This window comes from Streptomyces sp. NBC_01537 (assembly GCF_045040445.1).
Lineage (GTDB): Bacteria > Actinomycetota > Actinomycetes > Streptomycetales > Streptomycetaceae > Actinacidiphila.
Genome location: NZ_CP109392.1, coordinates 7423696 through 7438213, shown reverse-complemented (window position 1 = coordinate 7438213; position 14518 = coordinate 7423696). Strand labels below are relative to the sequence as shown.

The 14518-nt window shown below is 70.2% G+C and carries 13 protein-coding genes; 8 read left to right on the top strand and 5 right to left on the bottom strand.

Features of this window, described 5'->3' with window-relative positions:
* Positions 1–984 carry a methylmalonyl Co-A mutase-associated GTPase MeaB gene (gene meaB / locus OG607_RS34215; RefSeq protein ID WP_405731695.1) on the top strand — a complete coding sequence of 328 codons (984 nt, stop codon included), beginning with the start codon at positions 1–3 and terminating at the stop codon, positions 982–984.
* A gap of 52 nt (positions 985–1036) precedes the next feature.
* Here the strand turns inward: meaB and OG607_RS34210 are convergent, their stop codons facing one another.
* The gene (locus OG607_RS34210; protein ID WP_405731692.1) at positions 1037–2461 is read right to left on the bottom strand and encodes an exo-alpha-sialidase; all 1425 of its coding nucleotides are present in this window, start codon (positions 2459–2461) and stop codon (positions 1037–1039) included.
* Positions 2462–2719: 258 nt separating this feature from the next.
* On the opposite strand from OG607_RS34210, the gene add reads away from it, so the two are divergent.
* Positions 2720–3805, top strand: a complete 1086-nt coding sequence (gene add, locus OG607_RS34205; protein WP_405731689.1) for an adenosine deaminase — start codon at positions 2720–2722, stop codon at positions 3803–3805.
* Here the strand turns inward: add and OG607_RS34200 are convergent.
* Together OG607_RS34200 and OG607_RS34195 are read right to left on the bottom strand one after the other, a co-directional pair.
* Positions 3712–4980, bottom strand: a complete 1269-nt coding sequence (locus tag OG607_RS34200) for an alpha-amylase family protein (protein ID WP_405731686.1) — start codon at positions 4978–4980, stop codon at positions 3712–3714. The two genes, add and OG607_RS34200, sit on opposite strands and share 94 nt — an antisense overlap.
* A gap of 43 nt (positions 4981–5023) precedes the next feature.
* Entirely contained in the window at positions 5024–5470 is a 447-nt protein-coding gene (locus tag OG607_RS34195) for a MarR family winged helix-turn-helix transcriptional regulator (protein WP_405731683.1), read from the bottom strand.
* A 47-nt stretch (positions 5471–5517) separates the two neighbouring features.
* Here OG607_RS34195 and OG607_RS34190 point away from each other — a divergent pair, with 47 nt between their 5' ends.
* Positions 5518–5652, top strand: a complete 135-nt coding sequence (locus tag OG607_RS34190; protein ID WP_405731680.1) for a hypothetical protein — start codon at positions 5518–5520, stop codon at positions 5650–5652.
* A gap of 370 nt (positions 5653–6022) precedes the next feature.
* Here OG607_RS34190 and OG607_RS34185 read toward each other — a convergent pair whose 3' ends face one another.
* Positions 6023–7567: a hypothetical protein gene (locus OG607_RS34185; protein ID WP_405731678.1), complete on the bottom strand. Its 1545-nt coding sequence runs from the start codon at positions 7565–7567 to the stop codon at positions 6023–6025.
* Between the two features lie 236 nt (positions 7568–7803).
* Between OG607_RS34185 and OG607_RS34180 the strand changes: the two genes are divergently transcribed.
* Complete coding sequence (locus OG607_RS34180; protein ID WP_405731675.1) at positions 7804–7983, top strand: hypothetical protein; 180 nt, start codon at positions 7804–7806, stop codon at positions 7981–7983.
* Positions 7984–8183: 200 nt separating this feature from the next.
* Here the strand turns inward: OG607_RS34180 and OG607_RS34175 are convergent, their stop codons facing one another.
* Positions 8184–9722, bottom strand: coding sequence for a Na+/H+ antiporter (locus OG607_RS34175; protein ID WP_405731672.1), 1539 nt, complete (start codon positions 9720–9722; stop codon positions 8184–8186).
* Positions 9723–10079: 357 nt separating this feature from the next.
* On the opposite strand from OG607_RS34175, the gene kdpF reads away from it, so the two are divergent.
* Genes kdpF through kdpC form a run of 4 tightly spaced genes read left to right on the top strand, consistent with a single transcriptional unit; the run spans position 10080 to position 14514 of the window.
* Positions 10080–10169, top strand: a complete 90-nt coding sequence (gene kdpF, locus OG607_RS34170; RefSeq protein ID WP_405731669.1) for a K(+)-transporting ATPase subunit F — start codon at positions 10080–10082, stop codon at positions 10167–10169.
* A gap of 2 nt (positions 10170–10171) precedes the next feature.
* Entirely contained in the window at positions 10172–11836 is a 1665-nt protein-coding gene (kdpA, locus tag OG607_RS34165; protein ID WP_405731666.1) for a potassium-transporting ATPase subunit KdpA, read from the top strand.
* Positions 11836–13932 (top strand): potassium-transporting ATPase subunit KdpB, encoded by a 2097-nt coding sequence (gene kdpB / locus OG607_RS34160; RefSeq protein WP_405731663.1) that lies wholly within the window; start codon positions 11836–11838, stop codon positions 13930–13932. Before kdpA ends, kdpB begins: the two co-directional genes overlap by 1 nt.
* Positions 13933–13953: 21 nt before the next feature.
* The gene (gene kdpC / locus OG607_RS34155; protein WP_405731660.1) at positions 13954–14514 is read left to right on the top strand and encodes a potassium-transporting ATPase subunit KdpC; all 561 of its coding nucleotides are present in this window, start codon (positions 13954–13956) and stop codon (positions 14512–14514) included.
* Positions 14515–14518: the final 4 nt, after the last annotated feature.

The following is a 14518-nucleotide window of genomic DNA, read 5'->3' as shown; positions in this document are numbered from 1 at the left end:
ATGGGGATCGACCTCGACACCTACGTCAAGGGGGTACTCGACGGCAGGCGCGCGCACATCGCCCGCGCCATCACCCTCGTCGAGTCCACCCGCCCCGACCACCGCGCCCTGGCCCAGCGGCTGCTCACCGAGCTGCTCCCGCACTCCGGCCGGGCGCGGCGGATCGGCATCAGCGGCGTCCCCGGCGTCGGCAAGTCCACCTTCATCGACGCCTTCGGCACCATGCTCACCGGCCTCGGCCACCGGGTCGCCGTCCTCGCCGTCGACCCGTCCTCCACCCGCACCGGCGGCTCGATCCTCGGCGACAAGACCCGCATGGAACGGCTCGCCGTAGACCCCGCCGCCTTCGTACGCCCCTCCCCTTCGGCGGGGACGCTGGGCGGGGTCGCCAAGGCCACCCGGGAGTCCATGGTCGTGATGGAGGCGGCGGGCTATGACGTCGTCCTCGTCGAGACGGTCGGCGTCGGCCAGTCCGAGACCGCCGTCGCCGACATGGTCGACTCCTTCCTCCTCCTCAGCCTCGCCCGCACCGGCGACCAGCTCCAGGGCATCAAGAAGGGCGTCCTCGAACTCGCCGACGTCATCGCCGTCAACAAGGCCGACGGCCCCCATGAGCGCGACGCCCGCTCCGCCGCCCGCGAGCTGGCCGGCGCGCTGCGATTGATGCACCCCGCCGACGCCGCCTGGACCCCGCCCGTCCTCAGCTGCAGCGCCCGCGAGTCCACCGGCCTCGACACCGTCTGGGAGCGCCTGGAGCAGCATCGCGCGCTTTTGGACGCCGGCGGCCGCCTCGCCGCCAAACGCCGCGACCAACAGGTCCACTGGACCTGGTCCATGGTCCGCGACGAACTCCTCGGCCGCCTCCACGCCCACCCCGACGTACGCCGCCTCGCCCCCGACCTCGAACAGCAGGTCCGGGAGGGTTCGTTGACCCCGACGCTGGCGGCGGAGCGGATCCTGGACGCGTTCGGGCAGCTCGGCTGACGGGCCCGGCGGCCATGCGCATGGGCATGGCCGCCGGGCACAGCAGCAAGGATCAGGAGCAGTCGGTTTCGCCGTCGAGGATCCACGTGACGTTGAACTTGCGGAACGCGATGGAACGGTGCGACGTGTCGCTGTTGCCCGTGTCCTCGTTGACCTCGACCAGGGCGCCGGCGAATCCGTCCGCCGTTTTGGCCATGCTGGAGTACCCGCCCTCGCCCGTCACCGGCAGCGGCGAGTCGCTGAGGTAGCGCGAGTACTTCCACGTCTTGCCCTCGTCGCAGCTGACCCGCACCAGCATTTTCTGGCGCGTGAGCGTGGAATCCGCGGCCGTGGGGGAATTCGAGTTCATGAAGAGAATCCGCGGGGGTGAAGACGTGTTGTACCTGAGGATGGACCCCTCGTTGCCCGGGTCGTTCAGTGTCGAGTCCTGGGCGAAAACACCGTAACCGCCGCTGATGGTGCCCCGGGTCACCATTCGCTTGTGAACGGGGCTGGTGACGTACTCCCGGTCGTTGCGATACAGGGTGTTGTAGGTCCCGGCCCCGGCAGTGGTCCCGTCGGTCACGGCCAGGACGGTTCCCTCGCCCGTTCCCTTCTGAAGTTTCCCGGTGCTCTGGTTCTCAATGAGGCTGTCGTGCCAGGTCGTCCCCTGGTCCGTGCTGTAGAAGTTCCGGTGCATCGCGGGGACGACGAGGGTGCCGTCCGACAACGTGGTGCCCACGCCCGGACCGACAACGTCAAACGCCCATGTGCTGGTGGAGTCGCTCGGGTCCTTGAGTCTCGGCTTGAGGGCGTCACTCCCGTTGACGGGGTCACTCATGTTCACCGGCGTGGACCAGGTCGTGCCCAAGTCGCTGCTCTTCGTCAGGTAGACCTGACGCTGGTCCCACTCGGTGATATTCGTGTAGTCCGTGTTCTCCGTGCCCGTGTTGCACTTCTCGCATGTACCGGCAGGGTTGTACTCCAGGAAGAGATAGACCGTGTTGTCGGCACTCACGACCGCCGTGGGATTCCCCCAGGTGCCCAGGGTCGATCCGACGACCTGGCCCAGTGCGCCTTCCACACCATTACCGTCGGTCCACGTCACGCCGTTGTCCTGCGAGCGTTTGAATACGACGTTGATGTTCCCCCAGTCGTGGTTGCTCGATGTGCGGCCCTCGGCAAAGGCAAGCAATGTGTTGTTGGTGTCGTGGAGTCTGACGAGCGAGGGGATGCGGAACGAGTGGTAGGTGACGCCGTTGAGCGTTTCGTTCCCGCCGTTGAACAGGATCGTCTCGGTGTGGGTGGCCGCCTGTGCGGGGACCGCCGCCGCGATCAGTGCGACAAGACTGCTGAGCAGGGCGATGATTGCCCGGCCGACACTACGAGGCACGCGGCGGCGGGGCGGTCTTATGCGTATGGCTGACACGTCTCTCCTGAGGAGCTGGCGTCCAAGACGGCCGACGTGTGCTCGCCAGGCCGCCGGTATCGCCTGCATGCCTACCCCGGCTTGATCAAGGCCAGCAACCGACTAAAGGGACGTGAGTCTCTTCGAACTTTCTTTCAGTACACGGCAGTTGGCCCTCGGAGGAGATCCGGATGCGCCCCACCTCCCGGCAACAGCAGCGCCCCGGCGCACGCGTCGTCCTCATCGACAGCGACCGGCTTCTGGCCGGCCGCTCTCCTGGCCGACGGACCGCCCCACCGACCGGTCATCGTCGACGGCTAGACGGCTGGACGGCTAGGGTCACGGCCCATGGGACGCGACCTCGCCGGGCTGCCCAAGGCCCATCTCCACCTCCATCTCGAAGGCGCGATGCGCCCCGGTACGCTCGCCGACCTCGCGGCGGAGCGGGGCGAGCCACTGCCCGCTGTACGTGGCTACGGATCCTTCGAGGACTTCGGGCTCCTCTACGGCGCAGCCGCCGGACTGGTACGGAACGGCCCACGGGAGCACTTGCTCCGGCTCGTACGGGAGGTGGTCGAAGATGCGGCGGCGGACGGGGCGGTGTGGGTCGAGCCGCAGGTGAATCCGTTGACGTACGAGGCGGACCCGGAGGCGGCACTCGCCGTGCTCGACGCCGTTGTCGACGAGGGCCGCCGCACCGCAGCCGGGCTGGGCATCGGGTTCGGCGTCGTCGCGGTCGCCCGCCGTAACGCGGATCCCTCCGAGGCCGTCGTCATGGCCCGCCTCGCGGCCCGCCGCGCGGGCGAGGGCGTGGTCTCCTTCGGCCTGGCCGGGGACGAGGCGGCGTACGGGCCCGAGCCGTTCGCCGAGGCTTTCGCGATCGCGCGCGACGCGGGGCTGATCTCGGCGCCGCACGCGGGCGAGCTGGCGGGTCCGGACAGCGTACGGGCCGCACTCGATGTCCTCGGCGCTCGCCGGATAGCCCACGGGGTACGGGCGATTGAAGACCCGGCGCTGGTCGCACGCCTCGCCTCGGAGGGCGTCGTGCTGGACGTGTGCCCGGCCTCCAATGTCGCTCTGGGGGTGGTGGCGTCCGTGGACGCCCACCCCCTGCCGCGACTGCTGCAAGCCGGTGTCCGTTGCACTCTCAACGCCGACGACCCTCTTCTTTTCGGGCCCGGCCTGCTGGAGGAGTACGAATCCGCCCGCGACGCCCTCGCACTCACCGACCCCCAACTCGCCGACATCGCCCGCACGTCGGTCGAGGCGTCGGGGGCACCGCGCGAGCTGGTGGACGACGCGGTCAGGCGCATCGACGCCTGGCTGGCCGGGCCGGACGGTCAGCCGGTCGCGATCGCCCAGCCCTGTGCGGGCAGCCGCACTCGGTCGGGGCCGAACTCCCCCTCACCGGCGGCGAGTTGCCAGTCGCCGTGAGGCAGGGCGAGGTCGGCCGAGTCGTCGGCGATGTTGAGGGCGACGGCCAGGCTGTGGCGGCCGTCGGCCGGGTCGGTGACGGTGTAGGCGAGAGCGGTGTTGGTGAGGGTGGTGACGGTGTTGCGGGCGTGGACCAGCCAGGGGTGGCGGCGGCGGAGGCCGATGAGGAGCTGGTGGAGGCGGTAGAGGGGGAGGCCGTGGGGGGCGAGGCCGTGGGGGTGGGAGGGGAAGGCGGGGCGGACGGCGTCGTCGCCGCCTTCGCGGTCTTCTTTGATGCCGCGGAAGGCCTGCTCGTCGCCGGAGTAGACGGAGGGGATGCCGGCGGTGGTGAGGAGGATGACGAGGGCATGGGCGAGGTGGCGGTCGTCGGTGAGCCGGCTGGCGAGGCGGGTGACGTCGTGGTTGCCGAGGAAGGTCTGGGGGACGAAGGCGTCGAGGAGGGCGTTGTGCCGTTCGAGCGCCCAGGCGAGCTCGAAGAGGTTGCGGTCGTTGAGGGAGCTCCAGACGGCTTTCCACAGCTCGTACTGGGTGACGGAGTCCAGACCGCCCTGCTGGACGAAGGCGGCGTAGTCGCCGTGGATGACCTCGCCGACGAGCCAGGCGTCGGGGAAGCGGGCGCGTACGCGATCGGTCACCGTACGCCAGAAGGGCAGGGGGACGGCGTACGCGGCGTCGAGGCGCCAGCCGTCGATGCCGCGGGCGAGCCAGTGGGTCATGACGTCGGTGACGTAGTCGGCGACGGCGGGCTGGTCGTGGTCGAGGGCGACGAGGCGGTGGTGGCCCTCGAAGGTGGCGAAGCCGCCGTCGGCGTCGGGGTCGCGGCGCAGGAGGGAGGTGTGCGGGAAGCCGCGGCCGACGTGGTTGAAGACGCCGTCGAGGAGGACGCGGACGCCGCGGGCGGAGGCCTGGTCGAGGAGGCGGCGGAGGTCGTCCTCGGTGCCGAGGCGGGGGTCGACGCGGAAGTGGTCGAGGGTGTCGTAGCCGTGGGTCTCGGAGGCGAAGACGGGGCCGAGGGCGAGGCCGTTGCAGCCGAGTTCGACGAGGTAGTCGAGCCAGTCGGCGAGGCCGGCGAGCCGGGGGACGGGCGGGGCGGAGGGCGGGAGGGCTTCGCGCTCGGCGCCGGTGAAGCCGAGGGGGTAGACGTGCCACCAGATGGCGTGCTCGGACCATCGCATACGGACTCCCATTCGGCATACCGATTCGACATACAGTACGCGATTACTTGCTGTTTTCCGCTGCCTCGTCGATCCGTTCCATAAGGCTCGCCGCCAGCCGCAGGACGTCGCGCTCGGTCTCTGTGAGCCCGGCCAGGGCCACGGCCAGCCAGGCGTCACGCTCGGCCATGTCCCGGGCCAGGGCGTCGCGGCCATGGTCGGTGATGGCGAGCAGCGACTGCCGGCGGTCGCGGTCGTCACGGGACCGGGACACCAGACCCGCCAGCTCCAGCTCGGCGAAGACCCGGGTGAGCGACTGGGGTTGCTGGCGTTCCGCGGCGGCCAGCTCGCCCGGAGTGGCCGGGCCGTGCCTGAGCAAGTGGCTCAGCACACTGACCTTGTTGCTGCTGAGCGCCTCGGAGGAGCGCCCGGCCCGCATCCGCCGGCCGAGCCGGGTGACCGCCTGCCGGATCTCCGCCGCGCGCTCGGCAAGGGTCACATCGGTTGTCATATTGCTACGCTATCACTTACCAATCCGGGAGTGGCAAGGAGCGCCGCATGCTTGTCGGGTTTCGGGCAACCACGGCCACCATGGTCGCCGTACTCCTCGGTTACGACTCTGCGCTGCTGCTGGAGCACTTCGCGCGTCTTCATGCCGGCATCGTCATCCAGTCGGTGGTCCTGACCCCCTGACCCTGGCCCGTACGCAGCGCGGGGCGGACGCGGTCGACCGCACGATCGGCTTCGCCGTCCTGCCGGCCGTCGCCGTCGCCGCGACCGGGCTGAGCACGCTGATGTCCCGTCACCCGGACATCGGCGGCGCCCTCTTCGTGGCCGCCGTCTGCCTTTCGGTCTGGGTCCGCCGCTTCGGCCCCCGCGCCACCAAGGCCGGGACGACGGCGGTACTCCCCCTCATCTCGATCCTCGTCGTGCGGGTGCCGGGCGCCCCGCCCTACGACTACTGGGTTGCGCCGATCGCCCTGATCGCCGCCTGTCGCCGAGCTCACCGAGATCGACTCGGCGATGTCGAGGCTCGCTGCGCTCTTCTCGGCGACCCACGGTCTCAGCGGAACTCCGCCAGCCTCGGCCGCAGCCCCAGCACCATCAGCCCGGCGGCCGCGAGCACCGCGCCCGACGCGCCCAGCGGCACGGTCAGGGCGCCGGCCGCGCCGTCGGAGGAGGCCGCCTCGTACGCGGACATATTGATGGCGATGAGGGCCTGCAGGGCCTGGTCGTACTGGCCGAAGGCGTAGTTGGAGTCGCCCTTGGCGTAGCTGGTGCAGTACGCGATCGCCTCGGCGAGCCTGCCGGAGGAGGCGAGGGAGCGGATGGTGCGGTCGTCCCGCTGGTAGGCCTGATAGGTGGTCAGGACCCGTTCGGCGGCGGCTCGTTCACCGGGGAAGGTGATGTTGCGGAACTCGTCGCCGAGGTAGCCGGTGAAACGGAGGTCGGTGGGGTCGGCGCGGTAGGCGCGGATGGCGGCGGCGAGGCCGGAGTCGTAGTTGCTGAGGGTGGTGGAGGGCTCCAGCCGCACCAGGCGCCGGCTCTTGGCGAGGAAGTCGCGCTCGTGGGCGGCGGTGGCGGCGCCGGTTCGGTCGAGGAGGTAGCGGGATTCGTCGGCGTTGGCGTCGTAGGAGACGGCGCGGGCGCGGGTGAGGGCGAGGACGGAGTCGAAGGCGTCGCGGCGGGCGGTCGTCAAGTCGCCCTGCTGGCTCGAGATGTGGACGAGGCCCGCGACCATCGCCGCCAGGACCAGGACCGTGGCGGCGGCCGCGCCGGGGTTGATGACGCGGCGGAAGCGGGAGGCGAGGAAGAACTGCAGGAGGGCCAGGAGAGCGAGGAGGAGCAGGCCGGTGGCGATGAGGGCGACGCGGATCGCGGACTGGGCGCCGGTGGTGTCGGCGTAGGTGCGCTCGAAGGCGAGGTTGTTGGCGGTGACAAGGCGGTCGGCCTCGGGGAGGAGCCGGGTGCGCATGAGGGCGGTGGCCGAGTCGTAGGCGGTGACGGCCTCGGTGCGGTGGGTCTGTTCGCCGAGGAGCAGTGCGCGGGCGGCGAGTTCCTCGTAGCGGCCGAGGTCGGTGATGGCGGCGGCGACACTGCGCTCGGCGGCGTGGTCACCCTGGGCGGCTTCGGCGAGGTCGCGGAGGAAGCCACCGGCTTGGGACCGGCGTTGTGCGTAGAGGCGGACGGCGTCGGCGTGGTGGGCGGACAGGGAGGCGGTGTTTCCGGTCATGAGCTGGTTGGCGAGCTGGGCGTCCATGTCGTTGAGGGCGAAGTACAGGCCGGTGGCGCTGGTGACCTGGGGCGCGGAGCGCTCCCGTATGCCGGACCAGGAGCCGTTCGCGGAGACGCCGCCCGCGATCAGTACACCGATCAGCGCGAGCGCGGTGGCGACGGCCGCCGCGCGCAGCAGGCGCAGCCGGGCGGGGGTGGTGCGAGCGCCGGGCCCGCCGCCGAGCCGGAAGCGGCTCTTGCGCCGAGGTGGGGTGGCGCCAGGCGCGGCCGAGTGCGTACGGCTGCCTTCAGGCTCACGCTGACGGTCCGGCTCCCGTTCCCGTTGCCGTTCCTGTCCCTGTTCCCGTTCCTCAGCGGCGACGGTGGTCGTCATCTCGCTGTGCCCCCTTCTCACCACGGAGACATCACTGTGGTCCTGCGGGCGCGCTCCGGCGGCGCTCGTTGTCGCGGCCTTGACGCCAAGCGCCCCGCGCTTGACGCGTTCCTGACGTCGGCGTCAAGACAGCGTCAGGATTTCGGCGCGGGATGCCAGGAGCGCGACAAGAGAGCGTGCACGGGCGCGCGGGCGGCCTGACGCTGGGCTTTCCGCATACCCGGAGGAACAGCGAAATGCCGAAGTCCGTCGCCACCGCAGAAGCGCCCCCTGATACTGGCGATCCTGCCGAGGGCCGCCACAAGCTCACCGCCCTGCAAGGGCTGGCGGCCCTGTCGCTGGACGCGATGGCGTCGGTCGCGTACGGCCCCGAGGCGATCGTGCTGGTGCTGGCGGCGGCCGGATCACGGTCCTGATCCCCGAGGTCGAGCCCGCCCATGTCTGGCAGCGGCTGCTGCAGAACCAGCGCGGCTGGATCGTGGCCCACGCGGTGCGGCGGGACACGGACGCGGTGATCTGCCGCCTGCGCTTCCGGTTGCGGTAACAGCGACAGTGCGGACCGTGACCGGCTGGTCGCGCGGTTCCCCGCGCCCCTACGGGGCACGTCAGAAACGCCCTACTCCCCCAGCCCGGCCTCTTCCAGGTCGAGGGAGCGCTGGATGCGGCGCCGGGTGGTTTCGCTGATGCGGTTGCTGTCGTAGAGGCGCTGGAGTTCGGCGTTCTCGACGGCGATGAGGTCGCGTCGCAGCTCCCAGTACGAATCGTCGCCGTCCAGCCGTTCGCGGGCGTGGTCCTGCCGGGTCCGCAGCTGGCGCCGCAGGCGGTCCACGACCACGTCCGGGACCGCCTCGAGGTCGGCGAGCTGCTCCAGGTGCCGCAGTCCGGCCCCGGCGATGCCGGAGCGCGCCTCGGCCTCCTCCCGGCGGGTGTGGGCCGGCTCCAGCGCGATCCCGGAGCGGCGGACCAGCGGGGCGAGGGTGAAGCCCTGCACGATCAGGGTGACCACGACCACCGAGGTGGCCAGGACGAGCACCAGCTCGCGCTGCGGCAGCGGCGTACCGTCGTCGGCGGCCAGCGGGATGGACAGCGCGGCCGCCAGCGGCACCACCCCGCGCGTGCCGGCCCACGAGGTCACGGCGGCCACCCGCCAGGAGGACTCCGGGCCGCCGTTCTTGCGCTGCAGGGCGGCCGAGAGCGGGAACACCCACAGCATCCGTACGGTCATCAAGGTGACGGCGACCGCCAGCGCCTGGAGCGGCCACAGCCCGTCGGCGTTGCTGAGATCCCGGATCAGGCCGGGCAGTTCCAGGCCGATCAGGCTGAAGACGACGCTCTCCAGCAGGAAGACCACCGTGCCGTAGACGGCGTGCAGCTGCAGCCGGATGCGGGCGTTGGTGAGCCGCTGCCCGGTGCCGCCGAGCACCACCCCGGTCACGACCACCGCAGTGACGCCGGAGGTGTGCAGGGACTCGGCCAGCACATAGGACGCGTACGGGGTGACCAGCGCGATCACCGTCTCCAGCACCGGATCCTCCGTACGCCGCCGGATCAGCGCCACCGCCCCGGCGACCGCCGCCCCCAGCGCGCAGCCCCCGCCCGCCAGCAGCGCGAACTCGCCGCCGACGCCGGGCCAGGTGACCGCCCCCGAGGCCACCGCGACCGAGACCGCGACCCGGAACAGGACCAGCGAGGTGGCGTCGTTGAACAGGCTCTCGGCCTGGACCAGGACCTGGACCCGGGGCGGCAGCGACAGCCGCCGCCCCAGCGCGGTGACCGCCACCGGGTCGGTGCTGGCCAGGACAGCGCCCAGCACGAAGGCCATGGTCAGCGGGAGCGGGGTGACGGCCGAGGCGACCGCGCCCACCGCCGCCGCGGAGAACAGCACCAGCCCGACCGCGAGCACCGTGACCGGCTTCCAGACCAGCCGCAGCTCACGCCAGGACATCTCCTCGGCGGAGGCGTACAGCAGCGGGGGCAGTACGACGAGCCCGATGATCTCGGGCGTCACATGGATGTCGGGCACCCCGGGTGCCAGTCCGACGACGAGCCCGGCCACGACCAGCAGCGAGGGTGCGGGGATGCGCCAGCGTCTGGCGCCGGTGGCCACGACGGTGGCCAGCACCACAAGGAAGAGAACCGTTCCGACACTGCGCACGCAACCCACGCACCCCTGATCGCCCTACAGGACGCTTCGCGCGGCCCGGCCGACCAGACTTCCCGGCACTCCGCCCTCACCCTATCGGCCCTGTGCCAGGAGCTCCCGCGTCAAGACCGCATCAAGGGTTCCCGGGCCCGCGTCAGGAGGGCGCTAAGGGCGGCGGCAACCGCCGGCTCAGGGCTTTTGCTTGCAGAGCCGGCGGCAATCGAGCCGGTCTCGTCCCACACGAATAACCACACGAATACCCACACGAATCGACCGGGGTGCTTCCCGTATGCCAGATCTGGCCTTCATCGTCCTCACCGTCGTGGTCTTCGCCGTCCTCGGCCTGATCGCCAAGGGAGCTGAGCGGCTGTGAGCGCCGAAAACCTCGTCGGACTCGTCGTCGCCGTGGCCCTGGTCGGTTACCTGGTGCTGGCGCTGATCTTCCCGGAGAAGTTCTGACCATGAGCGACACTCTTGCGGGCTGGCTCCAGATCCTCGCGCTCATCGGTGCGCTGGCCCTGTCCTACCGGCCGCTGGGCGACTACATGGCCCACACCCTCACCACCGGCCGGCATCTGCGCGCCGAGCGGCTGATCTACCGCGCCGGCGGTGTGGACGGCGACGCGGACCAGAAGTGGTCGGCGTACCTGCGCAGCGTGCTGGCGTTCTCCGCCGTGTCCGTGGTGTTCCTGTACGGATTCCTGCGGCTGCAGAACCACCTGCTGCTCTCGATCGGCATGGCGCCGATCAAGGCCGACCAGGCCTTCAACACGGCGGCGTCCTTCGTCACCAACACCAACTGGCAGTCGTACTCGGGTGAGTCGGCGATGGGCCACCTGGTGCAGATGGCCGGACTGGCGGTGCAGAACTTCGTCTCCGCCGCCGTCGGCATCGCGGTCGTGGCCGCCCTGATCCGGGGCTTCACGCGCAAGCAGACCGACCGCGTCGGCAACTTCTGGGTGGACCTCACCCGGATCGTCGTACGGGTGCTGCTGCCGCTGTCCTTCCTGATCGCTATCGTCTTCGTCGCGAGCGGCATGATCCAGAACTTCCACGGCATCGAGTCGATCTCGACCATCGCCGGGGACCACCAGAGCCTGACCGGCGGCCCGGTGGCCTCCCAGGAGGCGATAAAGGAGCTGGGCACCAACGGCGGCGGTTTCTACAACGCCAACTCCGCGCACCCCTTCGAGAACCCCAACGCCTTCACCAACTGGCTCGAGATCTATCTGCTGCTGGTGATCGGATTCGCCCTCCCCCGCACCTTCGGCAGGATGGTGGGCGACAACCGCCAGGGCTACGCGATCGTCGCCGTGATGGCGATCATCTGGGCGTCGTCGGTGGCCATCGTCACGGCCAACGAGCTGCACAGCGTCAGCAGCCAGGCCGGTCATCTGGCCGGCGGCATGATGGAGGGCAAGGAGCAGCGCTTCGGGATCTGGGCCTCGGCCCTGTTCGCCGTATCGACGACGCTGACCTCCACCGGCGCGGTGAACTCCTTCCACGACTCGTTCTCGCCCGGCGGTGGCGGGATGACGATCTTCAACATGATGCTCGGCGAGATCGCGCCCGGCGGCACCGGATCCGGCCTCTACGGCATCCTCGTGCTGGCGATCATCGCGGTCTTCGTGGCCGGTCTGATGGTCGGCCGCACTCCCGAGTACCTGGGCAAGAAGCTCGGCGCCCGGGAGATGAAGTTCGCCTCCCTCTACATCCTGACCACCCCGACGGTCGTGCTGATCGGCGCGGGCCTGGCCATGGCGCTGCCCGGTGAACGGGCCTCGATGCTCAACAGCGGGCCGCACGGCTTCTCCGAGGTGCTGTACGCCTTCACCTCGGCGGGCAACAACAACGGCTCGGCCTTCGCGGGCATCGGCGTCAACACCGAGTGGTACAACACCGCGCTGGGCCTGGCCATGCTCTTCGGCCGCTTCCTGCCCATGGTGTTCGTCCTGGCGCTCGCCGGATCGCTCGCCAAGCAGAACCCGACCCCCGTGACGGCGGGCACCCTGCCCACGTACCGGCCCCAGTTCGTCGGTCTGCTGACCGGCGTCATCCTCATCGTCGTCGGCCTCACCTACTTCCCCGCGCTCGCGCTGGGGCCGCTCGCGGAAGGTCTGCAGTAATGTCCCTCACCACCGTCGAACCCCCGGTCTCCCCGGAGGCCCCCCGAAAGGATCAGCAGTCGCATCGGGTCTCCGGCGGGCTGCTGGACCCCAAGCAACTGCTGATCTCGCTCCCCGACGCGGTGAAGAAGCTCGACCCCCGGGCCATGGTCAAGAACCCGGTCATGTTCGTGGTCCTGGTCGGGGCGGTGCTGACCACCGCCTCGGCGGTCAAGGACCCGTCCGTCTTCTCCTGGGTGATCACCGTCTGGCTGTGGCTGACGGCGGTCTTCGCCAACCTGTCCGAGGCCGTCGCCGAGGGCCGTGGCAAGGCGCAGGCCGAGACCCTGCGGCGTACGAAGACCGACACCGTCGCCCGCAGGATCACCGACAGCGGCGAGGAGGAGATACCCGCCGCCGAGCTGAGGCTGGGCGACCTGGTGGTCGTAGAGGCCGGGCAGATCATCCCGGGCGACGGCGATGTCGTCGAGGGTGTCGCCTCGGTCGACGAGTCGGCGATCACGGGCGAGTCGGCCCCGGTCATCCGGGAGTCCGGCGGCGACCGCAGCGCCGTGACCGGCGGTACGAAGGTGCTGTCGGACCGGATCGTCGTGAAGATCACGTCCAAGCCGGGCGAGACCTTCATCGACCGCATGATCGCCCTGGTCGAGGGCGCCTCCCGGCAGAAGACGCCCAACGAGATCGCGCTGAACATCCTGCTCGCCTCGCTGACGATCGTCTTCCTGCTGGCCGTCGTCACCCTCCAGCCCTTCGCGATCTACGCGGGGGCCGAGCAGACCATCGTCATCCTGGTCTCCCTCGTGGTGGCGCTGATCCCGACGACCATCGGTGCGCTGCTCTCCGCGATCGGCATCGCCGGCATGGACCGCCTCGTCCAGCGCAACGTACTGGCCATGTCCGGCCGGGCGGTGGAAGCAGCCGGTGACGTCAACACGCTCCTCCTCGACAAGACCGGCACCATCACCTTCGGCAACCGGCAGGCCTCGGAGTTCATCCCCGTCGGCGATGTCCTGGTCGAGGACCTGGCGAACGCCGCGCAGCTGTCCTCGCTGGCCGACGAGACCCCCGAGGGCCGCTCGATCGTCGTCCTGGCGAAGGAGAAGTACGGTCTGCGGGAGCGCCACGAAGGTGAGCTGGGCCACGCCGAGTTCGTGCCCTTCACGGCTCAGACCCGCATGTCGGGCGTGAACGTAGACCGGAACGAGGTCCGCAAGGGCGCCGCCTCCGCCGTCACCGCCTGGGTCGCCGAGAACGGCGGCGAGGCGGGCGACGAGGTCCGCTCCGTCGTGGACGGCATCTCCGGCGCCGGCGGTACGCCGCTGGTCGTGGCCTCCCGCCAGGGCGGCGCGACCGCCCGGGTGCTGGGCGTCATCCACCTCAAGGACGTCGTCAAGCACGGCATGCGCGAGCGGTTCGACGAGCTGCGCCGCATGGGCATCAAGACGGTCATGATCACCGGCGACAACCCGCTGACCGCCAAGGCGATCGCCGAAGAGGCCGGCGTCGACGACTTCCTCGCGGAGGCCACTCCCGAGGACAAGATGGCGCTGATCAAGAAGGAGCAGGCGGGCGGCAAGCTCGTCGCCATGACCGGCGACGGGACGAACGACGCGCCCGCCCTCGCTCAGGCGGATGTCGGCGTGGCCATGAACACCGGCACCTCGGCCGCCAAGGAGGCCGGGAACATGGTGGACCTGGACTCCAACCCGACAAAGCTGATCGAGATCGTCGAGATCGGCAAGCAGCTCCTCATCACCCGGGGCGCGCTGACGACCTTCTCCATCGCCAACGACGTCGCGAAGTACTTCGCGATCATCCCCGCGATGTTCGCCACGGCGTACCCGGGTCTGGACAAGCTCAACATCATGCAGCTGCACAGCCCGCAGTCCGCGATCACCTCGGCGATCGTCTTCAACGCGCTGATCATCGTCGCGCTGATCCCGCTCGCGCTGCGCGGCGTCCGCTACCGCCCATCCTCGGCCGCCGCCCTGCTCAACCGCAACATCCTGGTCTACGGCCTGGGCGGGCTCGTCCTGCCGTTCGTCGGCATCAAACTCATCGACCTGGTCGTCCAGTTCATCCCCGGCCTCAGCTGACCGAGACAGAAGGCACTCATCATGCGCACCCACCTCGCGGCTCTGCGGATGCTGCTGGTGTTCACCGTGATCACCGGCATCGCCTACCCGCTCGCGGTCACCGGCATCGCCCAGGCGGCGTTCAGCGACCAGGCCAACGGCTCCATCGTCAAGCAGGACGGCAGGACCGTCGGCTCCAGTCTGATCGGCCAGAAGTTCGCCGGTACCCGCTGGTTCGAACCCCGGCCGTCGGCAGGCGGATACGACCCGCTGGCCTCCGGCGCCACCAACCTCGGCCCCAACAGCCCCGAACTGGTGAAGACCGTCCAGCAGCGCCGCTCGGCCGTCGCCAAGCTCAACGGCGTGGCCGAGTCGCAGGTCCCCGCGGACGCCGTCACCGCCTCCGGCTCGGGACTCGACCCGGACATCTCGACGGCGTACGCCTCGATCCAGGTGAACCGGGTGGCCGAGGCCCGTGGCCTGAGTACGACGGCGGTACGGAAACTCGTCGCGGCGAACACCCACGGCCGGGCACTCGGTTTCCTGGGCGAGGAGTACGTGAACGTCGTGGAGCTCAACCTCGCGCTCGTCAAGCTGGGGTGACGGA

Excerpts from the sequence above, each read along its gene's own strand:
- meaB (WP_405731695.1), top strand. The coding sequence starts at position 1 with ATGGGGATCGACCTCGACACCTACGTCAAGGGGGTACTCGACGGCAGG.
- OG607_RS34210 (WP_405731692.1), bottom strand. The coding sequence starts at position 2,461 with ATGCAGGCGATACCGGCGGCCTGGCGAGCACACGTCGGCCGTCTTGGA.
- add (WP_405731689.1), top strand. The coding sequence starts at position 2,720 with ATGGGACGCGACCTCGCCGGGCTGCCCAAGGCCCATCTCCACCTCCAT.
- OG607_RS34200 (WP_405731686.1), bottom strand. The coding sequence starts at position 4,980 with ATGCGATGGTCCGAGCACGCCATCTGGTGGCACGTCTACCCCCTCGGC.
- OG607_RS34195 (WP_405731683.1), bottom strand. The coding sequence starts at position 5,470 with ATGACAACCGATGTGACCCTTGCCGAGCGCGCGGCGGAGATCCGGCAG.
- OG607_RS34190 (WP_405731680.1), top strand. The coding sequence starts at position 5,518 with ATGCTTGTCGGGTTTCGGGCAACCACGGCCACCATGGTCGCCGTACTC.
- OG607_RS34185 (WP_405731678.1), bottom strand. The coding sequence starts at position 7,567 with ATGACGACCACCGTCGCCGCTGAGGAACGGGAACAGGGACAGGAACGG.
- OG607_RS34180 (WP_405731675.1), top strand. The coding sequence starts at position 7,804 with ATGCCGAAGTCCGTCGCCACCGCAGAAGCGCCCCCTGATACTGGCGAT.
- kdpA (WP_405731666.1), top strand. The coding sequence starts at position 10,172 with ATGAGCGACACTCTTGCGGGCTGGCTCCAGATCCTCGCGCTCATCGGT.
- kdpB (WP_405731663.1), top strand. The coding sequence starts at position 11,836 with ATGTCCCTCACCACCGTCGAACCCCCGGTCTCCCCGGAGGCCCCCCGA.
- kdpC (WP_405731660.1), top strand. The coding sequence starts at position 13,954 with ATGCGCACCCACCTCGCGGCTCTGCGGATGCTGCTGGTGTTCACCGTG.